Below are 23,075 nucleotides of genomic sequence, written 5' to 3' on the forward strand. Positions count from 1 at the left end.
CCGGACCGAAACGGTCCGGACGGGGCCCTGTCAGGCCCTGGCGGCGGATCAGGCGCCGCGCAGCACCGCGCCGGTGCGGGTGACGGCCTCGGCGACGGCCGCCTCGCGGGCGGCGGTGGCCTCGTCGGCGGTCAGGGTGCGGTCGGCCGCGCGGAAGCGCAGCGCGTAGGCCAGCGACTTCTTGCCCTCGCCGACCTGCTCGCCGGTGAACACGTCGAACAGCCGGATGGCCTCCAGCAGTTCGCCCGCACCCGAACGCAGCGCGGCCTCAACCTCGGCGGCCGGGACGGCGGTGTCGACGATCAGCGCGACGTCCTGGGTGGCCACCGGGAAGCCGGAGACCGCCGGGCCGTCGACCTTCGCCGGGCCGTCGGCCGTCAGCAGGTCGATGTCGAGCTCCATCGCCGCCGTACGGGCCGGCAGGCCCAGCGACTTGACCACCCGCGGGTGCAGCTCACCCGCGTGACCGACCACCCGGTCGGTGCCGGCCACGACCAGCTCGGCGCAGCGGCCCGGGTGCCAGGGCGCCAGCTGGCCCTGGCGGACGGTCAGCTCGACGCCGGCCGCGCGGGCCACCGTACGGGCCGCCTCGACGGCGTCCGCCCAGGAGGCCTGGTCGCCCTTGCCCCACCAGCCGGACGGCAGCCGCTCGCCCGCGAGGGCGACGGCGACCCGGCGCGGCTGGTCCGGCAGCGCGGCGTCCAGCTCGGCCAGCTCGGCGTCGCTCGGCCGGCGGTCGACGGCCGGGCGCGGGGCCACCGAGAGCTCGTCCTTGGGCAGGAACACCGTGCCGGTCTCGAAGACCGCCAGGTCGGTGTTGCCCCGGCCGATGTTGCGGCGCAGCGTGCCGAGCAGGCCCGGCAGCATCGTGGTGCGCAGCGACGGTTCCTCGTCGTTGAGCGGGTTGACCAGCTTGACCGTACGGCGGCGGCGGTCCTCCGGCTCCAGGCCGAGCGCCTCGAAGGCGGCCTCGCCGAGGAACGGGTAGTTGTTGACCTCCACGTAGCCGGCCCCGGCCAGCGCCACGCCGATCCGGCGGTGCACCCGCTGGGCCTCGGTCAGGCCCTTGCCCGGCGGGACGTTCGGCATCCGGGCGGGGACGTTGTCGTACCCCTCCAGCCGGATGACCTCCTCGGCGAGGTCGTACGGGTCGGTGAGGTCGGGCCGCCAGGTCGGCGGGGTGACCTCCAGGACGTCGGCACCCGAGACCGAGCAGCCGATCTCCTGCAGCCGCCGGGTGACGCTCTCGCGGCCGTACACCGTCCCGGCGACCCGGTCCGGCAGGTCGGCGGCGATGGTGATGGTGCGCAGCGGGTGCGGGGCCGCGATGTCGGTGACCCCGGCCTCCGCGGTGCCGCCGGCGATCAGCACCAGCAGGTCGACGGCGCGCTGCGCGGCGGCGCGGGTGGCCTCCGGGTCGACGCCGCGCTCGAAGCGCTTGGACGCCTCGGAGGGCAGCTTGTGCCGCTTGGCGGTGCGGGCGATGGAGACCGGGTCGAAGTGCGCGGCCTCGATGATCACCTCGGTGGTGCCCGGGCCAGCGGCCGGGTCGAGGATCTCGGTGGAGGCGCCGCCCATGACCCCGGCCAGGCCGATCGGGCCGCTGGTGTCGCAGATCAGCAGGTCCTCGGCGGCGAGCTTGCGCTCGACCCCGTCGAGGGTGGTGAGGAGCTCGCCCTCGGCCGCCCGGCGGACCGTGATCGGGCCGGTCACGCGCTGCTTGTCGTAGGCGTGCAGCGGCTGGCCGACCTCCAGCATCACGTAGTTGGTGATGTCGACGGTCAGCGAGATCGGGCGGATGCCCGCCTTCTGGAGGCGGCGCTGCAGCCAGATCGGGGACTTGGCGGTCGGGTCGACGCCGACGACCGTGCGGGCCACGAAGCGGTCGCAGCCGGCCGGGTCGTTGACCTTGACCAGGTAGCCGAAGGAGTTGGCCGGCGGCACGTCGAGCAGCGCCGGGTCGGCCAGCGGCAGCCCGTACGCGGCGGCGGCCTCCCGGGCCACGCCGCGCATCGACAGGCAGTAGCCGCGGTCCGGGGTGACGGCGATGTCCAGCACGTCGTCGACCAGCTGGAGCAGCTCGATGGCGTCCGTGCCGGGCTCGTACTCCGGCGGGAGCACGATGATGCCGTTGTGGTCGTCGCCCATGCCCAGCTCGCGGGCGGAGCAGATCATGCCGGCCGAGGTCTGGCCGTAGGTCTTGCGGGCCGCGATCGGGAACGGGCCGGGCAGCACGGCGCCGGGGAGCACGACGACGACCTTGTCGCCGACGGCGAAGTTGGTCGCGCCGCAGACGATCTCCTGCGGCTCACCGGTGCCGTTGGCGTCGCCGACGTTGACGAAGCAGTGCCGGATCGGCTTCTTGAAGCCGGACAGCTCCTCGATGGAGAGCACCTCGCCGACCACCAGCGGGCCCTTGAGGTCGGCGCCGATCTGCTCGACGGTCTCGACCTCCAGGCCGGCCCGGACCAGGCGCTCGGCCACGTCACGGCCGGTCTCGCCGGCCGGAAGGTCGACGTACTCGCGCAGCCAGGAAAGCGGGACGCGCATCAGATCTCCATCCCGAACGGGAGGGTGAAGCGCACGTCACCCTCGACCATGTCGCGCATGTCGGCGACGTTGTGACGATTCATCAGGATCCGCTCCAGGCCCAGGCCGAAGGCGAACCCGCTGTAGCGGTTCGGGTCCACGCCGCAGGCGACCAGCACCCGCGGGTTGACCACGCCGCAGCCGCCGAGCTCGATCCAGCCCTCGGAGGAGCAGGTGCGGCACGGGCGGTCCGGGTTGCCGACGCTCTCGCCGCGGCACACGAAGCACTGCAGGTCGATCTCGGCGCTCGGCTCGGTGAACGGGAAGTACGAGGGGCGCCAGCGCAGTTCCAGGCCGCCGCCGATCAGCTTCTCGACCAGCACCTCGATGGTGCCCTTGAGGTCGGCGAAGGTGATGCCCTCGTCGACGGCGAGGCCCTCGACCTGCCGGAACACCGGGGTGTGGGTGGCGTCCAGCTCGTCCGTCCGGTAGACCCGGCCGGGGCAGACCACGTAGACCGGGGGCTCGCGGTCGAGCAGGGTGCGGGCCTGGACCGGGGAAGTCTGGGTGCGCAGCACCACGCCGGAGTCGGCGGAGCCGTCCGGGGCCTGCACGAAGAAGGTGTCCTGCATCGAGCGGGCCGGGTGGTCCGGGCCCAGGTTGAGGGCGTCGAAGTTCAGCCACTCGGCCTCGACCTCGGGGCCCTCGGCCACCTGGTAGCCCATCGCGACGAAGGTGTCCTCGATGCGCTCGGCCAGCGTGGTCAGCGGGTGCCGGGCGCCGCGCGGTGCGCGGTCGTACGGCAGCGTGACGTCCACCGCCTCCTCGACCAGCACGCGGGCGTCCCGCTCCGCCTCCAGCTCCGCCTGCCGCTTGGCCAGCGCCTGGTTGACGGCGCCGCGGGCCTGGCCGATCAGCTTGCCTGCGGCGGCCTTGGCGTGCGGCGGGAGGGCGCCGATCTCGCGGTTGGCGAGCGAGAGCGCGGAACGGTCGCCGGTGTGGGCGACCTTCGCCTGCTTCAGCTCGTCCAGGGAGCCGGCGGCGGCGAAGGCGGCGATCGCCTCGTCGCGCGCCTGCTCCACCACCTCGGGCTTGAGGGCCTCGACCTCGACCGGGTCGTACGACTTGTTGGGTGCCGACATCTCTATCTTCCCGTGCTCCTGCTCGTCCGTGCTCAGGTGTGTGGGCTCGCCTTCGCGTCACGCCCGGCGGGGCCGGGGCGCGGGCAGCCGTTCTCCGTGCTCACGGGGAGTGGTGTCCACGGCACAGCCGCACAGGGCGTTGCGCAACGCCAAAGGTCGAGTGTAGTCGCAGCGCGTAGCGCGACTGCCGTCAAGCCCGCCCGGGGCCGACCTCAGGGGCTGCTCAGAGCATGAAGTCGGGGATGCCGGCGGGCAGGATAAATCGGAACCTGGCCCCGCCGCCGGGGGCGCGGTCGACCCGGATCGAGCCGCCGTGGGCCTCCACGACGCCCTTGACGATGTAGAGGCCCAGGCCGGTGCCACCGCGCTTGGAGCCCCGCCAGAAGCGGGTGAAGACGCGCGGCATCGACTCCTCGGGGATGCCGCTTCCTTCGTCGCTCACGGTGACCGCGGTGCCTTCCACGATGCGGGGAGGGGTGCCGGAGCGCTCCCAGACGGGCGCCTCGACGACCTCCTTGGCCGGTGCCACCTCGATGGTGACAGTTCCCTCGCCGTGCCGCACCGCGTTTTCCAGCAGGTTCCCCAGCACCTGGTCGACCTTGTCCGGGTCCGCCCACAGCACGGTCAGCGGCTCGCTGATCCGGATGTCGAAGCGCTCCTCGGGGATCCCGGTGGCGACCTTGCGCTCGACGTGCCGGCGCACCGCGGCCGCCAGGTCGACGACCTGCTTGCGCAGCTCCAGCCGCCCGGCGTCGATCCGGGAGATGTCCAGCAGCTCGGCGATCAGCCGGGTGACCCGGTCCGCGTCGGCGTCCACCGTCTCCAGCATCAGCCGCTTCTGCCCGTCGGTGAACCGCTCCCACTTGGCCAGCAGCGTCGCCGTGAAGCCCTTGACGCTGGTCAGCGGGGAGCGCAGCTCGTGCGCGACGGTGGCGATCAGCTCGGCGTGGCTGCGCTCGGTGCGGCGCCGGGCCTCGGTCCCGCGCAGGGCGATCACCAGGCGCTCCAGCGGCCCCTGGGGCACCGCCCGGACGTACCGGGCGGAGACCAGCACCTCGCGGCCGCCGGGCAGCAGCAGGTTGCGCTCGGGCTGGCGGGTGCGGATCGCCAGGCCTCCGTACGGGTCGGTCAGCTGCCACCAGCGGCGGCCGTCCAGGTCCTCCAGCGGCAGGACGTCCTCCAGCGCGCTGCCCAGCGCGGCGTCCGGGAGCACGCCGGTGAGCCGGGCCGCGGCCCGGTTGAAGCGAACCACCCGGCCCAGCGCGTCGGCGACCACCAGGCCGTCCGGCAGGTCGTCCGGGTCGAGCTCGGGTCCGCTGCCGACCATGGGTTGCCTCCCCGATTACCCACCGTGCCGTTCCCCCCACCGAGGCAGACCCTAGCGCCTCCCAGGCCCCCGTAGTAGGGCTTGCAACGTGAGAACGCCGCGCGCCCGGGGCAGATCAGCCGTTCGAGCGGCAGCCGCCGGGCGACCGCTGGGCCCGGGCCGAGGCGTACAGGCAGACGGCCGCGGCGGTGGCCAGGTTGAGGCTCTCGGCGTGCCCGTGGATCGGGACGCGCACGACCTCGTCGGTGAGCGCGCGGGTCTCCTCCGGGAGCCCCCACGCCTCGTTGCCGAACACCCACGCGCCGGGCGCGCCCAGCGTGCCCTCGTCCAGCTCCCGGTCCAGGTCGCGCTCCCCCGCGCCGTCCGCGGCGAGCACCCGGATCCCGGCCGCGCGCAGCTGCCCGACCGCCTCCTCGACCGGCACGCCGACCGCCACCGGCAGGTGGAACAGGCTGCCGACGGAGGCCCGGACGGCCTTGGGGTTGTACAGGTCCACCGAGGCGTCGGTGAGCACCACGGCGTCCGCGCCGGCCGCGTCGGCGGTGCGCAGCACCGTCCCGGCGTTCCCGGGGTCGCGCACGTGGGCGAGGATCGCCACCAGCTTCGGCCGGGCCGCCAGGACCTCGGCGAACGGGGTGTCGATGAAGCGGCAGAGCGCCACGATCCCCTGCGGGGTCACCGTGTCGCAGATGTCGGCGATCACCTCGTCGGTGGCGGTCAGCACCGGCACCCCCTCGGCCAGGGCCGCCTCGACGATGTCCGCGTGCCGCTCGGCGGCCTCCAGGCCCACGTACACCTCGACCACGGCGTGCTCGTCCGTCCCCGGCAGCCGGCCGAACGCGACGGCCTCCCGGACGGCCTGCGGGCCCTCGGCCAGGAAGCGGCGCTCCTTGGTGCGCTGGTTCCGCTTGGCGAGCCGGCGGGCGGCGACGACGCGCGGCGAGCGCAGGGAGGTGAGCAGGGGGGTCTCGGTGGTCGACATGGTCTCGTTCTCTGGGGGCGCCGTCGGCTGACGGAGGCTGACGGAGGCTGGAGGTGGGGGGAACGCAGAACCGGACCCGCAGGAGAGCCTGCGGGTCCGGTCAGAGCTCAACCGATCTCGGAAGATCAGGCGGCGTCGGCGGCAGCCTTCGGGGCGTTCACGTCGGCCGGCAGCGCCTTCTGGGCGACCTCGACCAGGGAGGCGAACGCACCCGGGTCGTTGACGGCCAGGTCGGCCAGCATCTTGCGGTCGATCTCGACGCTGGCGGCCTTGAGGCCCTGCACGAAGCGGTTGTAGGTGATGCCGTTGGCACGGGCCGCAGCGTTGATGCGCTGGATCCACAGCTGACGGAAGTCGCCCTTGCGCTTCTTGCGGTCGTTGAAGTTGTAGACCAGCGAGTGGGTGACCTGCTCCTTGGCCTTGCGGTACAGGCGCGAGCGCTGGCCACGGTAGCCGCTGGCGCGCTCCAGGATGACCCGGCGCTTCTTGTGGGCGTTGACTGCCCGCTTGACGCGTGCCACTTGATTACTCCTTGGGTTGGACCACGGACTACTTCACGTGGTCCGTCATTCGAATGGGTCGGGAAGGATCAGCTGCCCCGCACACGGCTCGCACCGGGCGGGAGGGCGATCACTTGCCGAGAAGCTTCTTGATCTTCTTGGCGTCAGCGGGGGCCAGCTCGACGGTCCCGGCCAGCTTGCGGGTCAGCGTCGAGGGCTTGTGCTCCAGGAGGTGGCGGCGGCCGGCGCGCTCGCGCAGCACCTTGCCAGAGCCACTGATCTTGAAGCGCTTGCTGGCGCCACTGTGCGTCTTCTGCTTCGGCATTTCGCCGTATCTCCTCGTCAGTCCCGTCCACGCCCGCGCGACCTGCGCCGCGCGGGCGTGAACTGGATGGATCTGTGGTGACCGGGCGGGACGCCCCGTCACCCTGGGGGCCGAACCCGGACAGTGAGCCTTGCGGCTCAGGCGCCCTGGGAAGCGGCCGGCTGCTCGACCGGGGCCTCGGCCTCGGCGGCCGGCTCCTCGGCCGGGGCGTCCTGCGCCTCGGTCTCGGCGTCCTCGACCTCGGCGTCGTCGGCCAGCAGGTCGTCGGCCAGCAGGTCGTCGTCGTCCGCGGCGGCGTCGGAGCCGGGGGTCCGGCCCAGTCGCTCGGCCTTGCGGGCGTCCGCGAGGGCGCGGGCCTCGGCCATCGCCTCGGTCTTCTTCTTGTGCGGGCCAAGAACCATGATCATGTTCCGGCCGTCCTGCTTCGGCGAGGACTCGACGAAGCCCAGGTCCTGGACGTCGTCGGCGAGCCGCTGCAGCAGACGGAAGCCCAGCTCGGGGCGGGACTGCTCACGACCACGGAACATGATCGTGATCTTGACCTTGTCGCCCTGCTTGAGGAACCGGACGACGTGACCCTTCTTGGTGTCATAGTCGTGCGGGTCGATCTTCGGCCGGAGCTTCATCTCCTTGATGACCGTGTGCGCCTGGTTCTTGCGCGCCTCACGGGCCTTCATGGCCGACTCGTACTTGAACTTGCCGTAGTCCATGAGCTTGCACACCGGCGGCCGGGCGGTCGCCGCGACCTCGACCAGGTCGAGGTCGTACTCCTGCGCGAGCTCCAGCGCCTTGGCAAGCGGCACGATGCCGACCTGCTCGCCGCTGGGACCGACGAGTCGCACCTCCGGAACGCGGATCCGGTCGTTGATGCGGGGCTCGGTGCTGATGGGGCCTCCTCGGTTGCACCTTCTGCGATGCGGCCGTCGGACGGCGGTCGCACGTAGTGGACTCGACCACTGGGCGGGGCTTCATTCGTGCTGCGCTGCCCGGTACCTCTCGGCACCGCGTGCACCGCGACACGAAAAAAGCCCCGCTCGGTACAAGCGGGGCTCCACACATCCGGGGGCGGCATCCGGTGAGGGACGCTGCGGGCGACTCGGCGCCTCGGCGCCCGTCGCGGACCGGGACCCGTCGACCGCGAGGCCGATCGGGTGGGAGACTTTCGCGGTTGCCCTCTCGGGCCTCCTGGGTGGAGCCTCCACTTGCTGGCCAGGTGCCCATGAGGGAGCCCGGCCGGTCAGTCTCGAAGCTTACAGCGTCGCGCTGTCGAACGCTATTCCGCCCCCGCTCCGCCGGACTCCGGCGCGGCGCACTGCCCTCCCGGCGCGTTCCGGCCCCCTTGTACGCTCCACCTGTACCCACACCGCACGACGGAACGAGCCCCCCTTGAGCAGCGAGCCCACCCAGACCCCCGGCACGGACGACGACGCGATCGGCTTCGACGACCTCACCCGCGACATCGCCGAGGTCCCGGCGGTCGAGGTGATCACCACCGTCGCGGTGCACCTGATGAGCGCGGCCGCGGTCAAGTGCGGTCTGGCCGAGGGCGGCGAGAAGGACAAGGACCTCGACGAGGCCCGCAAGCTGATCACCGCCCTCGCCGGGCTGGTCACCGCCGGCGCCCCGGAGATCAGCAACTTCCACGCCGCCCCGCTGCGCGACGGGCTGCGCTCGCTCCAGCTGGCCTTCCGCGAGGCCTCGCTGGTGCCGGACGCGCCGGGCACCGGGCCGGGCGAGAAGTTCACCGGGCCGGTGTACTCCTGATCGGGATCAACAACGGGACCACCTACCACATGTGGTAGGTGGTCCCGTTTTGCATTGCGTTCAGCGCCGGTACAGCGGCTCCCCCGGCAGCTGGGCGCTCGCGGGCAGCACCGCGAGGTCCAGCCCCCGGTCCAGCCGCACCCGCAGCACCGGATCCCCGGCCACCGCCCGGCCGACCCGCTGCGCGGCCTCCTCCAGCCCCGCCTGGTCCAGCGCCGGGTCGAACACCACCGCGAGCACCCCGTCCGAGTCCTCCGCCGGCGCCAGCACCCCGCCGGCCACCTCGGGCTCGGCCGCCAGCAGCGCCCGGACCGCCTCCCGCACGTCCGGGTCCCGGACCGGCGGCAGGTACGGCCGGTTCTCCGCCAGTGCCCGCAACCGGGCGCCCGACAGCAGGAACGGCACCGGCCCGGCCGGATCGATCACCAGGGTGTCGGCGCGCTCGGAGAAGGCGACCATCGCCGCCTGCGGGGCCGCGGTCGGCGCCGGGCGGGCATCGGCCCGCCAGCGGGCGAGCGCCGCCAGTGACGTGAAGGCCGGCAGCGCGCGGCGCCCGTCCGGGGCCTCCAGCACCGGGACGGCCATGTCACTGGACTTGTCGTGCTTGTGCCCGTGCTCGTCCACCTCGACCTCGCCCAGGACGGCCACGATCGGGACCATCAACCGGGTCGGGGTCAGTGCCGCCAGCACCTCGGGCTCCGCCGTACGGTCCTGCGACCAGCGGGCCAGCGCTGCCGTCAGGGCCGCGTCCGCCGTGCCGTCGTCGTCGGAGAAGCCGGGATTCGGGATGCTCTTGCCGACGAACGCCGGGTTGGAGAAGTCTTTGCGGTCCACCCCGCCGACCCTATGCCACCGGGCACCGCCGTCCGCATTTCCGTGCACACAACCTCTACCCACCGGTAGCGCGCTGTGGCACCCTGCGCCCATGCCCATCCTCGTTGCGCGCACCCCTGTCACGGACCGGCACCGCTACGACCGGGCCACCGCCCATCTGGACGGACCGGTGGCCGTCGTGGACCTCGCCGCCTTCGACGCCAACGCCGCCGACCTGGTGCGCCGGGCGGGCGGCAAGCCGATCCGGGTCGCCAGCAAGTCCCTGCGCTGCCGGGCCCTGCTGGACCGGGCGTTGGCCGTGGACGGCTTCGCCGGGGTGATGAGCTTCACCCTGGACGAGTCGCTCTGGCTGGCCCGCACCGGCGTGCGCGACGTCCTGCTCGCGTACCCCTCCACCGACCGCGCGGGCTACGCCGAACTGACCGGCGACCAGGAGCTGGCCGAGCGGGTCACCGTCGTCCTGGACGACCCGGCCCAGCTGGACCTGATCGACAAGGCCCGCAGCGGCGACGCCGAGGTCCGGGTCTGCCTGGAACTGGACACCGCGCTGCACCTGTTCGGCGGCCGGGTCCGGGTGGGCGCCCGGCGCTCACCGCTGCGCACCCCGGAGGAGCTCGGCGCCTTCGCCGAACTCGTCCAGCGCCGGGCCGGGTTCCGGGTGGTCGGCCTGATGGCGTACGAGGGACACGTCGCCGGGGTCGGGGACCGGGTGCCGGGGCGGCCGGTGCGCTCCCAGGTGGTCCGGCTGATGCAGAGCCGGGCCCGGACCGAACTGGCCGAGCGGCGCGCGGCCGTGGTGCGGCGGCTGAGGCAGGTCACCGAGCTGGAGTTCGTCAACGGCGGCGGCACCGGCAGCGTGGAGTCCACCGTCGCCGAGCGGGCCGTCACCGAGGTCGCCGCCGGCTCCGGGCTCTACCAGCCGCAGCTGTTCGACAACTACCGCGCCTTCCGGGGCCGCCCGGCCGCCCTGTTCGGCCAGCCCGTGGTGCGCCGCCCCGGCGTCGGGGTGGTCACGGTGCTCGGCGGCGGCTACCCGGCCTCCGGCCCGACCGGACCGGACCGCGCCCCCGTGCCGTACCTGCCGCCGGGCCTGCAGTACGACCCGATGGAGGGCGCCGGCGAGGTGCAGACCCCGCTGATCGGCCCGGCCGCCGACGACCTGCTGATCGGCGACCGGGTCTGGTTCCGGCACGCCAAGGCGGGCGAGCTGTGCGAGCGCTTCGCCGAACTGCACCTGATCGAGGGGGACCGGATCGTCCGGACCGTCCCCACGTACCGGGGCGAGGGGAAGGCGTTCCTCTGACGGTTCGTCCGGCCCTGCCCTACCGTGGTGGCGTCACGACGAACGACGAGGGAGCAGCATGGAAGCCGAGATCGTCCAGCAGATGGTGACGTCGGGTGCCTCTTCGCTGGCCGGGCTGATGGCCACCGCGGCCTGGCAGCAGGTCAGTTCGCGGGTCTCCCGGATGTTCGGGCGCGGCGCGGAGGACGAGGCGACCAGCACCGAGCTGGAGGTGATCCGGGCCGAGGTGCTGGAGGCCGGCGACGACGAGGAGGCGCTGGCGGACCAGACAGCCGTGCTGCGCACCCGGCTGCGCCGGCTGTTCCGCGAGCACCCGGAGGCGGCGGGCGAACTCCGGGAGATCCTGGCGGAGTTCACCCAGGACTCCCCGGCTCCGGCCGTCACGGTGTACCACAACGAACTCAGGGACATGACGGTGAACGGCAACGTCATCCAGAGCGGTCACGTCGGCAAGCTGGTCCAGTCCGACACGGTCAACGGCAACCTGAACTTCTGAGCCCGACCTTTCCCCAGCCTTAAGCGGGCCCGATGGAACACCTAACCCCGGTGTCCCATCGGGCCTTTGTGCTGCTCGGGCGCCTACAGTCCGTCAATAACCGCATCACGCCGAGCTATTGCCTTATGGTCCAGACCAATCCTACGCTCTGGCCGGGGGTCCGCGATCCGGGCCGGCGGCCCCCGAACGGGCAGGCGTGTCCGCTCCCCCACACCCGCCCGGAACGACGGCCAAGGAGTCCCCACCCCATGTCCATCAAGCGAAGTGCCCTGTCCGTCGGCGTGGTCGGCGCCGCGGTCCTCGCGGTGGCCGCGACCACCGCCGGCACCGCCAGTGCCCACGGCACCATGACCGGACCGGTCAGCCGGATCGCCGCCTGCTACGCCGAGGGCCCCGAGCACCCGGTGTCCCAGGTCTGCAAGGACCTCGTCGCCGCGAGCGGCACCCAGCCGCTGTACGACTGGAACGAGGTCAACATCGCCAACGCCAACGGCAACCACCAGGCGCTGATCCCGGACGGCAAGCTCTGCTCGGCCAACCGCGACAAGTACGCGGCCCTGGACTGGCCCCGCACCGACTGGCCGGCCACCCCGGTCAGCGCCGGCAGCTTCACCTTCCAGTTCCGCACCACCGCGCCGCACGTCGGCACCCAGACCGTGTACATCACCAAGCCGGGCTACGACCCGACCAAGCCGCTCAAGTGGTCGGACCTCGACCCGACGCCGGTGGCCCAGGTGCAGGTCGACCGCACCGCCACCAACGGGTACTACACCTACCCGGGCACCCTGCCGCAGCGCACCGGCCGCCAGCTGCTCTACATGATCTGGCAGCGCAGCGACAGCCCGGAGGCGTTCTACAGCTGCTCGGACGTCGACTTCGGCAAGTCCGCCAGCGCCGCCGGGGCCCCGGCCGTCTCCTCGTTCGCCGCCCCGGCCGCGCCGAGCGACGCCCAGATCGCCGCCGACGCCCCCAAGTCCACGGTCGCCCACCACGGGCACGGCGGGGACCCGAACGCCCCGGCCGGCCAGCCCCTCCCGACCACCTCGGCGGCCGTGGGCGGCACCTCCGCCACCGGGCCGCTGCTGCTCGCCGGTGCCGCCGCGCTCGGGGTCGGCTGGGCGGGCATGGTGCTCCGGCGCCGTCGCGTCGAGGCTGTTCGACGCGACTCCTGACGCCGGACGACGCGGGGCCGGGCCGGCCCACCCCCGTCCGGCCCGGTTCCGCGGCTCCACCGGCGCCGTGAGGTGAACGGCGACGGCCCGCCCGGGAGGGTTCCTCCCGGGCGGGCCGTCACGGTGTGAGGAGCGGGGGGCTCACGTGGTGGCCGTACCGGAGACGTCCGGGCCGCCGTCCGGGCTGCTGCCGGAACCGGAGCCACTGCCGCTGCCGGAGCCACCGCCCGCACCGGAGCCGGGGCCGGAGCCCGGCAGGCCGGGCAGGCCCGGGATCTTGCCCTTGAAGTCGGTGATGCCCTTCACGATGGTGTCCATCACGCCGACGTCCGGTGCCTTGTCGGCGATGTCGAAGCCGAAGTGCACCGAGACCAGCGCCTTGCCGTCCGCGGTCGGGAAGACCACGGTCTGGACGTAGCCGCTGTTGCCCTTGGCGGCGTCCACCTTCCAGCGGACCAGGTAGCCGTCCTGGCCGTTGACCTTCACGGCCTCGGACTTGAGCTCCTGGTGGCCGGTGACATCGCCGTAGGAGTCCTTGACGGCCTTGTCGATGTCGGCCTTCGCCGCCGCCTGGGCGTCGGTGCCGCCGCCGCTGATCCGGCCGGTGTTCACCCCGCCGAGGGTGCAGCTGTCGGTGCCGTCCGGGCACTTGTAGGCGCCGACGCTCAGCGCGGCGTAGCCGTCGTTGGTGGTGCCCGCCTGCCAGCCGGAGGGGGTGGGCAGGGTGAGCCCGTTCACCAGGTCGATCGCCTTGTTGGCGCCCGGCCTGGACTTCCCGCTGCCGTTGCCGTTGCCGCCGCCACCGCCGGGGTTACCGCTCCCGCCGTTGCCCCCGTTGGCGCCGTTGCCGCCGCCGCCGAAGCCGGGGAAGCCGAACGGTCCGTCGCCGTTCGGGGCCGGCTGGTTGCGGGCGGCGCTGCGCTGCGGCCGGCCGTTGTCGTGGCCGTCCATCGCCAGGTAGGTGATCCCCGAGCCGGCGCCCAGGCCGAGCACGGCGGCCACGACGGTGGCCACCACCAGCTTGGACGGCTTGCGGCGCGGCTTGCGCGGCAGCTCGCCGGGCGCGCCGGGCATCCCGTAGGCGGTGCCGAAGGGCGGCGGTTCCGGGTAGCGGACCGTCGGGCCGCTGTCCAGGACCTCGCCCTCCAGCACCCTGGGCTGTTCGGCCGTCTCCGGCCCCGGGGCCGCCGCGGCCGGGGACTCCGGCTGCGGGGCGCCCGAGGGTGCGGGCCGGGTGTCGGCCGTCCAGCCCTTGCCGTCCCACCAGCGCTGCGGTCTCGGGTCGCCGGCGTTCTTCGGGTCCGGGTACCACCCGGCGGGGATCTGCTCGCTCACAGAAAGAATCTAAAGGTAGCCGGATAAACGCGAAATCAGCGCAGCCGGGAATTCCGGAGGTTTTCGATGAGATTACGGTGAGAACCCCCGACGGGGCGGGGGCGCGGGCCTACAGCGGGGTGACGTACGCCCCGGAGATGCCGCCGTCCACCAGGAACTCGCTCGCGGTGATGAACGAGGAGTCGTCGCTGGCGAGGAAGGCCACCGCGGCCGCGATCTCCTCGGCCCGGGCGAACCGGCCGAGCGGGATGTGCACCAGTCGGCGGGCCGCCCGCTCCGGGTCCGCGGCGAACAGTTCGCGCAGCAGCGGGGTGTCCACCGGCCCGGGTGACAGCGCGTTGACCCGGATGCCCTCCCGGGCGAACTGCACGCCCAGCTCGCGGGACATCGCCAGCACCCCGCCCTTGGACGCGGGGTACGAGATCTGCGAGGTGGCCGCGCCCATCCGGGCCACGAAGCTGGCGGTGTTGATGATCGAGCCGCGCCCGTGCCGGCGCATGTACGGCAGCGCGGCCTTGCAACACAGGTAGACCGAGGTCAGGTTGACCTCCTGGACCTTGCGCCAGGCGTCCAGCCCGGTGGTCAGGATCGAGTCGTCCTCCGGTGGGGAGATGCCCGCGTTGTTGAACGCGACGTCCACGCTGCCATAGGTCTCGTACGCCTCGTCGAACAGCGCCTCGACCATGGACGGGTCGGTGACGTCGGTGTGCACGAACAGCCCGCCGACCGCCTTGGCGGCCGCCCGTCCGCTCTCCTCGTCCAGGTCCGCGCAGACCACCCTGGCGCCCTCCGCGGCGAGCCGGCGGGCCGCGGCCAGGCCGATCCCGCTGCCCGCGCCGGTGACCACGGCGGTGCGGCCGACCAGGCGGCGGCAGACGATGTCGTCCTGCTCGGTCATGGACCGTCACTCCTCGGTGTGGATGGGGACGTTCTCGGTCGGTTCGGTCATGTCCCGCCTCACATCCGTTCGAAGGAGCGGTAGCGCTCCCAGTCGGTGACGGTCCCGTCGTAGGCGGCCTGCTCGACCCGGGCCATGTTCAGGTAGTGCTCGACCACGTCGCCCCCGAAGGCCGTCCGGGCCAGTTCGCTGCCCGCCCACAACTCGGCGGCCTCGCGCAGCGATCCGGGCACCCGGGCGTACTCCTCCACCCCGTAGGCGTTGCCCAGGCAGGGCGCGGGCAGGTCGAGCTTGCGCTGCAGGCCGTCCAGTCCGGCCGCGATCATCCCGGCCACCGCGAGGTACGGGTTGACGTCGCCGCCGGGCACCCGGTTCTCCATCCGCAGGGCCGGGCCGTGGCCGACCACCCGGTAGGCGCAGGTGCGGTTGTCCCGGCCCCAGGCGACGGCGGTCGGGGCGAAGGAGCCCGGGCGGTAGCGCTTGTAGGAGTTGATGTTCGGCGCGTACAGCAGGCTGAACTCGCGCAGCGCGGCCAGCTGCCCGGCCAGGAAGTGCCGCATGGTGTCGGTCATCCGGCCGTCCCGGTCGGCGAAGGCGGGGGCGCCGACGGCGTCGCGCAGCGACAGGTGGATGTGGCAGCTGTTGCCCTCGCGCTCGTCGTACTTGGCCATGAAGGTGAGCGCGCAGCCCTGTTGGGCGGCGATCTCCTTGGCGCCGGTCTTGTAGACGCTGTGCTGGTCGCAGGTGGTGAGGGCGTCGGAGTAGCGGAACGCGATCTCGTGCTGGCCGAGGTTGCACTCGCCCTTGGCGGACTCGACGGTCAGCCCGGCGCCCGCCATCTCGTTGCGGATCCGGGCGAGCAGCGGCTCGACCCGGGCGGTGCCCAGCATCGAGTAGTCCACGTTGTAGAGGTTCGCCGGGGTGAGGCCGCGGTAACCGCCCAGCCAGGCCTGCTCGTAGGTGTCGCGGAAGACCAGGAACTCCAGCTCGGTGCCGATGTCGGCGCTCAGCCCGTACTCGGCGAGCCGGGCGAGCTGGCGGCGCAGCAGCTGGCGCGGGGCGGCGTCCACGGGGTGGCCGCCGTGCCGGGCCAGGTCGGCGGTGACCTGGGCGGTGCCGGGCTGCCAGGGCGTCAGCCGCAGGGTGCCGAGGTCGGGGCGCATCGCGAAGTCGCCGTAGCCGGTCGCCCAGGAGGAGAAGGCGTAGCCGTCCACGGTGTTCAGGTCGACGTCCACGGCGAGCAGGTAGTCGCAGGCCTCGGCGCCGTTATCCGCGACCTCGTCGAGGAAGAAGCGGGCGGCGAACCGTTTTCCCTGCAACCGGCCCTGCATGTCGGTGAAGGCGAGCGCGACGGTGTGCACCTCGCCCGCGTCCACCAGGACCCGCAGCTCGTCCAGGGTCAGTGGCGGCCGGGGCCGCGAACCCGCGGGGGCGTTCTCGGGCATGGCGTTCTCGGGCATGCCGAAACCCTCCTCCTCCACGATCACTCTTCGAGATCAAGCGGTCACAGCGAACCGTACGGCCTGCGGCTCACGGGGCGGAAGAGGGCGGACGGGTGTGGCGCGCCGAGGCGCGTGATTGGCGAGGTACCGGACGGTACGGGAGGAGAATGCGCGCCATGGATCGCAGGCCTTTCATCGGTGTCAGCACCTACCTGGTGGACGCGAGTTGGAGCGACTGGCGCGGCCGTCGCGTCGCCCTGGTGCCGGAGCGGTACACCGCCTACGTGCAGGACTCCGGCGGGATCGCCGTCCTGCTCCCGCCCGACGCCCCCGAGCGCGCCCCCGAGGCCCTCGCCCGGCTCGACGCCCTCGTCATCGCCGGCGGACCGGACATCGACCCGGCGTACTACGGGGAACCCGCCCACCCGCTGACGGACGTCGACTCCCCGGAACGCGACGTCTGGGAGGTCGCCCTGCTGCGCGGCGCCCTGGCCGCGGGCATGCCGGTGCTGGGGATCTGCCGGGGCATGCAGGTGCTGAACGTGGTCTGCGGCGGGACGCTGGTGCAGCACCTCCCGGACGTCCTCGACGTGGACGTCCACGCGGGCACACCGGGGTGCTACGGCGCCCACCTGGTCCGCCCGGTGCCCGGCACCCTGGTCGGCGGCCTGCTCCCGGAGACCGAGCTGGAGGTGCCCACCTTCCACCACCAGGCCGTCGACCGCCTCGGCACCGGCCTGCGCGTCAGCGCCCTCGCCCCGGACGGCACGGTGGAGGCCGTCGAGGGCCCCGGCTTCACCATCGGCGTCCAGTGGCACCCCGAACAGGGCACCGACCTCCGCCTCATGCAGGCCCTCGTGCGCGCCGCCACCGCAGCTTCCCTGGACGCGGCCACCCTCGCCTGAAAGTGCGATAACCACCCTTGTCTTGAAGGACAATTGACCGGGCAAGGGCCGTGTTACGTTGCGCACCCGAACCACAAACAGTTGACCCCGGCAGCGCGCCAACGCTCCGGGGTCCGGCACCAGGAGTCGAGCTCCCGATGCGAGTACATCGTACCCACCACGCACGTCACTTCACCGTGTTGCCCAACTCCATGTTGCAGTACAGAAGGTTGAGCTACACCGCCCGAGGCCTCCTCGCCGACCTCCTCTCCCGCCCCGACGGCTGGCACGAGGACGGACGGCACATGGCCGACACCAGCCCCCAGGGGCGCGGCGCGATCCGCAAGGCCCTCAAAGAACTCACCGACGCCGGCTACTACCGCGTCGAACTGGTCCGGCTGCCCGACGGCACCGTCCGCACAGAGAACCACGTCTACGACACCCCGTGGCCGAGCACACCGGCTGCCACCCGTCCGGCACCCGGTGAACCGGCCATCGGCCGCGCAGACCGCCCCGTAGTAAAGGAACCGGAGCAAGCAACCACCCTCCCCCCGCCTCTCCGCGAGGCGGTGGCCGCCCTGTTCCGGGTGATCCGCCCCGAACCCCGCCTGCGGCTGGGTCAATCCGAGGCCGAGCAGCTGGCGCCCCTGGTCGCCCAGTGGCTCCAACGCGGCAGCACTCCGGCCGACCTGGCCCAAGCCCTCCTCCCGGGCCTGCCCACCCCCATCCACTCGGCACCAGCCGTACTCGGTTACCGCCTCCGCCACAAACTCCCGCCACCCCGAACCCCGGAAAGCCCTCCCACTCCCCGCTACGCCGAGTGCAACGAGTGCCGCGACCCCGTCCCCCGGCCCGGCGTCTGCCACGCCTGCGCCGACCGGGCGGAACGCCCCGCCACCAACGGCTGCACCGCCTCTGTAACCATCAGAGGCGCCACCCGCGCCCGCACCGCCCTCGTGGCATCTCAGACGTCCAGGGTGCAGACCACGCCGAGATCGATCAGCCCCTCACTCCGGCACAGCCGGTCGGACGGGCCACCGACGGTGGTCTGCAGCAGCTGGTAGTCCGCGCCGTGCTCCTGCCCCCAGTGCATCGCGGCGCGCCACAGCAGGCGCCCGAGGCCGAGGCCCCGGCACTCGGGCAGGACCCCGAAGTACTGCGGCAGGAGCCTGACTTGACCGATCGGGTCGGACATCGTCTCCATCGGGCCGATCGCCCCGACCACCCGACCATCGCGCACCGCGACCAGGACCGGGCCGACGGTGTCGAGCCTGGAGTTCAGGAAGGCGAACCCCTCGTCGGCGAGATTCGCCGAGAAGTCGTCGAAGGTGCCCGCCACCCCTGCGGCCGCCTCGGACAGGACCCCGATCCCGTCCACGGCGGGAGCGGGACGGTCGAAGCTCCTGAGCTGGACCCGGGTACACGCGGCAGAGGCGTCCGGCCCCTCTTGGAACCACACGACGCGGGCCTTCCCGGCTCCGTGGACGGCGGCAAGCTTGGCGGCTGCCTCCTGAGCTTCGAACAGGTGCCCTCGGGACCCGTAGAGGTGAACGCGTAGGACTCCACGGTCGGTGAGGGTCGGGATCAGGGTTCGTTCCCGGTCCTGGACGATGTCGTTCACCACGACCCACTCGCCCTTGCGATCGGACCATCGCCGGTCCTTGTCGTGCGGAAGGAACTCCCCGGTGCCGGCGACGGCGAACACGTCATCCATCAGCTCCGAGCTCAGGCCCTCGGGGTGCAGGGGGCCGAGCGTCGGCAGGCACGGCACGGACATTCGGGGACGCATCCAGTCCCAGCGGAATCCCATGAACCCACGCTACTCGGCTCCCGCACAGGCCTCAGGCCCTGACGCGAACCGCGCCAGGGCCTGAGCGTTACCGACCGAACGCGATCAGTGCGGGTTGTCGTCGCCCGCGGAGCACGAGCACTTGATCGACTCCATGATGTCGTCCAGGTCAGCCACGGTGGTGATCTCGGTGACCGGCTGGGCGGGGGCCTGGAGGGGCCGCGTCAGGTACGGCAGACGCTGGGACGGGCCGTCACCCGGCAGCGGGCGCCTCGGGGAGAGTTCGACAGCTACAGCGGTCATGGTCATCCTGCTTTCTTGATCCCGTGCTGGCAGTAACTTGCGAGTGGTGCCTTCGCCTCCTGGTAGTGCTTGGCCAGCGGCCGGCACACAGTGCACGACCCCGAGAGCTGGCAGCCGGAGCAGCCACCGGTGCGAAGCATGAGACGGTCGGCGATGGCGCCGAGCCGGGCGAGGCCGTCGATCCCTTCGCCGGGGAGGCTGATCTGGTCGTCACGGCCGATCTTGCAGATGGACACCAGACCGTGCGGGTCGGCGTGGAAGAACGTGTGGCCCGCGTTGCACCCGGCGAACGGTCGTCGCATCCGCAAGTGCTCTTTGGACTGCGCGGTCAGCGACTCGGCGCCGCCGTAGATCGTCGGCGTCATGTTGGTGAAGACGTTGTACTCCAGCCCCCACGACCGGCACAGATCGATCATCGCCTGTTCCTCGTCCGCGTTGCCCTCGGTGACGACGATGCTCATCCGCAGCGGCAGCTTGGCGTGGCGGGCGGCGTTCATCCCCTGGACGAACAGATCCCAGGCACCCGGGCGCTGCGTCAGTTCGTCGTAACTGGCCTTCGCGGCGCCGTACATCGACACCGTAACCCGGTAGGGCGGGCACTCCCGGAAGAGGCCGAGCAGGTTCTCGCGCCACAACAGCGAGGCGTTCGTCGACACCGTGATCATCATGCCCAGCTCGAACGCGGTCCGGTAGGAAGCCATGAAGTCCTTGTCCACCGTGGGCTCTCCGCCGGTGATCTGGAGCCACAGCACACCGGCTTCGGCCATGATGCGCAGGCAGGTGAGCTTGTCCGCCAGGGCCATGCCCGAGTTGACCTTGAGCCCCAGATAGCAGTGCTTGCAGGCGTAATTGCAGCCGAGGTTGATCTCCCACGACGCCCGGGAGTACCCCCACGAGGAGGGCTGCCGGACCAGCAGGAACTCGGCCAACGGCCGTCCCGCGACATCAAGGTCGGCCCACTGTGCGCCTGCAGCGTCCACGAGCCAGGAGGGGGCCATCTGGGCGGGGTCGTGGACGCGCAGTTCTTCGTAGTCGGCCTGCGGCAGCCGGAGGCCCCCACGGCTACCGGGTCGCACCAACACGTACTCGTCCAGGAATGGGCTGGCGATGAGGTCGTGCACTTTCCCTCCTCTGAGTAATCCGTCAGGCGCCGGAGTGGCGCAGGTGGGCCTCGGCGGCCGATTTGGCGTAGAACCGCCTGATCCGGTCCGAGGAACCCGGAACGCGCACGTACTCGTGCTGCTCGCGGTCGTAGATCCCCCAGCACTCGAGCAGGACGAAGTGGGGGCTCCCGGAGCCGATCAAGCGGATCTCGTACCGGGAGGACCAGGAACGGACGGTCACCATGCGGCCTGTGCCGTCGGCTCGCACTTACGAACCCGCACCCCCGCCGGTGGTTTTGCTGCGTGGACTTGAGCCGCGAAGACGAGCGCGGCGAGTCGCGCATCTCCTGTCACCCCTTCGTCGGGGCACACCTCGAACCACACCACCTTGCCCACATCCACCGGGTGCCAGCCCCAGGAGTGAGCCAGGGCCTTGACCAGCAGAAGGCCGCGGCCGCCGGTGGCCATGTCGTCCGCCGTCTTACTCACCGGCGGGTTCGGGCTGCTGTCCGCGACCTCGACCCGCAGGCGGCTGCCAGTCCACTGGACTGTGACGCGGCAGCGCTCCTGCACGTACTCGATGGCATTGGCCAGCAACTCATCAGCGCACAACTCCACGTCCCGCAAGGCGTTGTCCGTCAACGGAACACGCCAAGAAACGGCGATGAACCGGATCAGTTGGCGCGCAGGCCGGATGGCCGCCGGGTTCGGCTCGACATCCCAGGTGCGCGGCTTCGGGATCGTGGCGGTGTCGATGTAGTTCATTGGTGGGACCGTCTCAGTCGGGTGCTCCGGGCGTCTCTCCGGACGACCACCAGAATCCCGAGACGGCTGCCTTGAGATAAGGCCAGCGCGTGTACCCACGATGGGTAAACTTGCGGTCAGTTATCTCAAGTGACACCGAGCGATGATCCTTCTGCTGCTGGGGGCCGGTCGTGAGTGAGTCATTGGGGTCGTCCGGGCTTCCGCGTCGCCTGCTTGCGGACCCCGAGATGAGGGCGGCCTGCGCGGACCGAGACTTCGCACGGATCTTCCAACTTGCGAAGCGCAGAGCAGGGTTTCACCCTTCACGCATCGCGCGAGCATGTGAGCTGACACCCAGCAGAGTGGGGGAGGTGATGAAGGGGCGGCCGAAGATCACGAACATGGCCGTCATCGAGCGCATCGCGGATGGCTTACGAATCCCCGGTCACATGCTCGGCCTGGCAGACCGCAACTGGGAACGGTCGTCCGCCTCTTGCCACGGGTCACCTGTGACGGTCGGCCCCGTGCCCGCTTCGCAGTCGGCCAGGGATGCGCCGAGCGGGGGTGACCTGAATGACATCCTGGCCATCGCAGCCGGATCCAGAGCCACACCGAACATCCTTCGCTCCCTCCAGGTATCCATCGAGGACTACTGGAGGCGAGACGACCAACACGGCGGTGAGGCACTCCGGCCCGCAGTGATCGGCCAACTCAGGTACGTGACGTGCGTCATGCGGGACACCGCCGACCCGAACTACCGGCACAGTCTCCACGGCATCGCCGCCGAGCTCGCCCGCCTTGCCGGCTGGACGTACTTCGACGCGCGACAGTACAGCGCAGCGCAGGGCTACTTCACCGAATCGCTTCGATTCGCGCGAGACATCGACGACCGTACGTTCGTCGCCAATGTGCTCGCCTGCCTCAGCCTCCAGGCGACATACCAGGACAAGCCGCAGGATGCGATCACGCTCGCCCGGGCCGCACAGGACAACGCGCGCCTCGCCACGGGTACACCAAGGCTGCTGGCCATGCTGTCGATGCGCGAAGCCTTCGGCCACGCAAGTACGTACGATCGGGAGACAGCCCATCGTGCGATCACCGAGGCGCATCACCACTTCGAGCGCATCGCCGATGGCGATGACGACCCTGTCTGGGTTCAGTACTTCGACCACACCAAGCTAACCGTGGACACTGGCATCGTCCTTGGCCAGCTGGGTGAAGCCGGAGCTGCTGAGCCTCTCATCGCCGAAGGATTGCAAGCCGAGCCGATGGCGAACCTCAGAGGGCGCGCCTTCCACACCTTCTGGCTCGCACGCACCCAACTCCAGCAGCGAGAGGTCGAATTGGCATGCGCGACCGCCGGGGAGGCCCTCGCACTCGCGGAGGCTGTCGAGTCCCCCAGGGTAAGGGTCCACCTCCAGGAGTTCCGCCAACTCCTCAGGCCCTACCGGAGCAGCGCCCCGGTCGCGGAACTGTCCGACCGGATCACCGGCATGACCGGGTGATCAAAGGCCGGCCTCGTCCAACAGCACATACAGCACGCCCACGAGCGTGCCGCTGCTGACGATCTCGCGTCGGTCGATCATGCCGCGCAGCTCGGACAGGGGGACCCACTCGATCCGGTCGGACTCGTTGCGCTCTGTCGGCGGGCCCATGTACTCGACAGCATCAGCCCGGAAGACAAAATGCTCCGAGTCGGTGATTCCATTGGCCGGTTGGGCGTAGATCAGCGACTTGACCTCACCCACCTTCCAGCCTGTCTCCTCAAGCGTCTCGCGGGCCGCCGCCTCTGCCGGGGTCTCGTCCGGCTCGATGAGACCCATCGGGAGTTCCCAGGCCCAGGTGTTGGTGATGAAGCGGTGCCGCCACATCATGAGGACCTGCTTCTGGTCGTTCACTACGGCCGCCACCGCGAGGTGCCGCAGCTTGACCACGTGGTGTTCCCAGCGGTGGCCGTCGGGCTGCTCGATGTCGGCCAGCCACAGGTTGACCCATGGGTTCTCGTAGATCGGACGTTCCCCATGGATCTTCCACTGCATGGCTGAAGCCTCCCTCGATGGACCCTCAGCATCTCAGACATCGGCAACCAAGGCAGCCACTCTCGGCGAATTCGCGTCAGAGTGACGAGAATTGGTGATGGCAACTGACGGCCCCGATGGTCCCGGCCTGAGGTGCACGGCGGTTACTGCGGCGCCTCCTCGGC

At 71.5% G+C, this 23,075-nt stretch carries 23 protein-coding genes; 6 read left to right on the forward strand and 17 right to left on the reverse strand.

Going from position 1 to position 23,075, the window contains the following annotated elements:
* Positions 1 to 48 precede the first annotated feature (48 nt).
* The 7 genes from pheT to infC form a co-directional block, all read right to left on the reverse strand.
* On the reverse strand, positions 49 to 2,550 hold the full coding sequence (gene pheT / locus ACFXOZ_RS23735; RefSeq protein WP_380592486.1) for a phenylalanine--tRNA ligase subunit beta: 2,502 nt from the start codon (positions 2,548 to 2,550) through the stop codon (positions 49 to 51).
* A complete protein-coding gene (gene pheS, locus ACFXOZ_RS23740) occupies positions 2,550 to 3,671 on the reverse strand; it encodes a phenylalanine--tRNA ligase subunit alpha (protein WP_375890889.1) in 1,122 nt (373 codons plus the stop codon). The genes pheT and pheS overlap by 1 nt, the downstream gene beginning before the upstream one ends.
* A gap of 223 nt (positions 3,672 to 3,894) precedes the next feature.
* A complete protein-coding gene (locus tag ACFXOZ_RS23745; RefSeq protein WP_375890888.1) occupies positions 3,895 to 4,998 on the reverse strand; it encodes an ATP-binding protein in 1,104 nt (367 codons plus the stop codon).
* Positions 4,999 to 5,113: 115 nt separating this feature from the next.
* The gene (locus tag ACFXOZ_RS23750; protein ID WP_375890886.1) at positions 5,114 to 5,980 is read right to left on the reverse strand and encodes a TrmH family RNA methyltransferase; all 867 of its coding nucleotides are present in this window, start codon (positions 5,978 to 5,980) and stop codon (positions 5,114 to 5,116) included.
* A gap of 125 nt (positions 5,981 to 6,105) precedes the next feature.
* Positions 6,106 to 6,501: a 50S ribosomal protein L20 gene (gene rplT, locus ACFXOZ_RS23755; RefSeq protein ID WP_030055649.1), complete on the reverse strand. Its 396-nt coding sequence runs from the start codon at positions 6,499 to 6,501 to the stop codon at positions 6,106 to 6,108.
* A gap of 109 nt (positions 6,502 to 6,610) precedes the next feature.
* On the reverse strand, positions 6,611 to 6,805 hold the full coding sequence (gene rpmI, locus ACFXOZ_RS23760) for a 50S ribosomal protein L35 (RefSeq protein ID WP_030055648.1): 195 nt from the start codon (positions 6,803 to 6,805) through the stop codon (positions 6,611 to 6,613).
* 137 nt (positions 6,806 to 6,942) lie between these two features.
* A complete protein-coding gene (infC, locus tag ACFXOZ_RS23765) occupies positions 6,943 to 7,692 on the reverse strand; it encodes a translation initiation factor IF-3 (protein WP_380528973.1) in 750 nt (249 codons plus the stop codon).
* Positions 7,693 to 8,191: 499 nt separating this feature from the next.
* Here infC and ACFXOZ_RS23770 point away from each other — a divergent pair, with 499 nt between their 5' ends.
* Positions 8,192 to 8,569 (forward strand): DUF1844 domain-containing protein, encoded by a 378-nt coding sequence (locus tag ACFXOZ_RS23770; RefSeq protein ID WP_360230223.1) that lies wholly within the window; start codon positions 8,192 to 8,194, stop codon positions 8,567 to 8,569.
* 60 nt (positions 8,570 to 8,629) lie between these two features.
* Here ACFXOZ_RS23770 and ACFXOZ_RS23775 read toward each other — a convergent pair whose 3' ends face one another.
* Positions 8,630 to 9,403: an SseB family protein gene (locus ACFXOZ_RS23775; RefSeq protein WP_380592489.1), complete on the reverse strand. Its 774-nt coding sequence runs from the start codon at positions 9,401 to 9,403 to the stop codon at positions 8,630 to 8,632.
* Positions 9,404 to 9,494: 91 nt separating this feature from the next.
* Here ACFXOZ_RS23775 and ACFXOZ_RS23780 point away from each other — a divergent pair, with 91 nt between their 5' ends.
* The 3 genes from ACFXOZ_RS23780 to ACFXOZ_RS23790 all read left to right on the forward strand — a co-directional run bounded on the left by ACFXOZ_RS23780 (position 9,495) and on the right by ACFXOZ_RS23790 (position 12,374).
* Positions 9,495 to 10,706 carry an alanine racemase gene (locus ACFXOZ_RS23780; RefSeq protein ID WP_380528951.1) on the forward strand — a complete coding sequence of 404 codons (1,212 nt, stop codon included), beginning with the start codon at positions 9,495 to 9,497 and terminating at the stop codon, positions 10,704 to 10,706.
* A 58-nt stretch (positions 10,707 to 10,764) separates the two neighbouring features.
* Positions 10,765 to 11,202 (forward strand): hypothetical protein, encoded by a 438-nt coding sequence (locus ACFXOZ_RS23785; RefSeq protein WP_380592491.1) that lies wholly within the window; start codon positions 10,765 to 10,767, stop codon positions 11,200 to 11,202.
* A 248-nt stretch (positions 11,203 to 11,450) separates the two neighbouring features.
* A complete protein-coding gene (locus ACFXOZ_RS23790) occupies positions 11,451 to 12,374 on the forward strand; it encodes a lytic polysaccharide monooxygenase (protein ID WP_375890880.1) in 924 nt (307 codons plus the stop codon).
* A 141-nt stretch (positions 12,375 to 12,515) separates the two neighbouring features.
* Here ACFXOZ_RS23790 and ACFXOZ_RS23795 read toward each other — a convergent pair whose 3' ends face one another.
* The 3 genes from ACFXOZ_RS23795 to ACFXOZ_RS23805 all read right to left on the reverse strand — a co-directional run bounded on the left by ACFXOZ_RS23795 (position 12,516) and on the right by ACFXOZ_RS23805 (position 16,067).
* The gene (locus ACFXOZ_RS23795; RefSeq protein ID WP_380592493.1) at positions 12,516 to 13,709 is read right to left on the reverse strand and encodes a DUF2510 domain-containing protein; all 1,194 of its coding nucleotides are present in this window, start codon (positions 13,707 to 13,709) and stop codon (positions 12,516 to 12,518) included.
* Between the two features lie 109 nt (positions 13,710 to 13,818).
* Positions 13,819 to 14,607, reverse strand: coding sequence for a 3-oxoacyl-ACP reductase (locus tag ACFXOZ_RS23800; protein WP_380592495.1), 789 nt, complete (start codon positions 14,605 to 14,607; stop codon positions 13,819 to 13,821).
* Between the two features lie 59 nt (positions 14,608 to 14,666).
* Positions 14,667 to 16,067, reverse strand: a complete 1,401-nt coding sequence (locus ACFXOZ_RS23805; RefSeq protein WP_380592497.1) for a glutamine synthetase family protein — start codon at positions 16,065 to 16,067, stop codon at positions 14,667 to 14,669.
* Between the two features lie 158 nt (positions 16,068 to 16,225).
* Between ACFXOZ_RS23805 and ACFXOZ_RS23810 the strand changes: the two genes are divergently transcribed.
* Entirely contained in the window at positions 16,226 to 16,954 is a 729-nt protein-coding gene (locus ACFXOZ_RS23810) for a gamma-glutamyl-gamma-aminobutyrate hydrolase family protein (protein ID WP_375890872.1), read from the forward strand.
* Positions 16,955 to 17,897: 943 nt separating this feature from the next.
* Here the strand turns inward: ACFXOZ_RS23810 and ACFXOZ_RS23815 are convergent.
* The 5 genes from ACFXOZ_RS23815 to ACFXOZ_RS23835 all read right to left on the reverse strand — a co-directional run bounded on the left by ACFXOZ_RS23815 (position 17,898) and on the right by ACFXOZ_RS23835 (position 20,893).
* Positions 17,898 to 18,743 carry a GNAT family N-acetyltransferase gene (locus ACFXOZ_RS23815; RefSeq protein WP_380528941.1) on the reverse strand — a complete coding sequence of 282 codons (846 nt, stop codon included), beginning with the start codon at positions 18,741 to 18,743 and terminating at the stop codon, positions 17,898 to 17,900.
* Between the two features lie 84 nt (positions 18,744 to 18,827).
* Positions 18,828 to 19,025: a hypothetical protein gene (locus tag ACFXOZ_RS23820; protein ID WP_380409893.1), complete on the reverse strand. Its 198-nt coding sequence runs from the start codon at positions 19,023 to 19,025 to the stop codon at positions 18,828 to 18,830.
* A 2-nt stretch (positions 19,026 to 19,027) separates the two neighbouring features.
* Entirely contained in the window at positions 19,028 to 20,146 is a 1,119-nt protein-coding gene (locus ACFXOZ_RS23825) for a radical SAM protein (protein ID WP_380592499.1), read from the reverse strand.
* Between the two features lie 22 nt (positions 20,147 to 20,168).
* Positions 20,169 to 20,372 carry a hypothetical protein gene (locus tag ACFXOZ_RS23830; protein ID WP_380528936.1) on the reverse strand — a complete coding sequence of 68 codons (204 nt, stop codon included), beginning with the start codon at positions 20,370 to 20,372 and terminating at the stop codon, positions 20,169 to 20,171.
* Complete coding sequence (locus ACFXOZ_RS23835; RefSeq protein ID WP_380528935.1) at positions 20,366 to 20,893, reverse strand: ATP-binding protein; 528 nt, start codon at positions 20,891 to 20,893, stop codon at positions 20,366 to 20,368. Before ACFXOZ_RS23835 ends, ACFXOZ_RS23830 begins: the two co-directional genes overlap by 7 nt.
* A gap of 380 nt (positions 20,894 to 21,273) precedes the next feature.
* On the opposite strand from ACFXOZ_RS23835, the gene ACFXOZ_RS23840 reads away from it, so the two are divergent.
* Positions 21,274 to 22,377, forward strand: a complete 1,104-nt coding sequence (locus ACFXOZ_RS23840) for a hypothetical protein (RefSeq protein ID WP_380592501.1) — start codon at positions 21,274 to 21,276, stop codon at positions 22,375 to 22,377.
* Here ACFXOZ_RS23840 and ACFXOZ_RS23845 read toward each other — a convergent pair whose 3' ends face one another.
* Positions 22,378 to 22,911 carry an NUDIX hydrolase gene (locus tag ACFXOZ_RS23845; RefSeq protein ID WP_380528932.1) on the reverse strand — a complete coding sequence of 178 codons (534 nt, stop codon included), beginning with the start codon at positions 22,909 to 22,911 and terminating at the stop codon, positions 22,378 to 22,380. It lies immediately after the preceding gene.
* Between the last annotated feature and the right edge of the window lie 164 nt (positions 22,912 to 23,075).

This window comes from Kitasatospora sp. NPDC059160 (assembly GCF_042755465.1).
Classification (GTDB): domain Bacteria; phylum Actinomycetota; class Actinomycetes; order Streptomycetales; family Streptomycetaceae; genus Kitasatospora.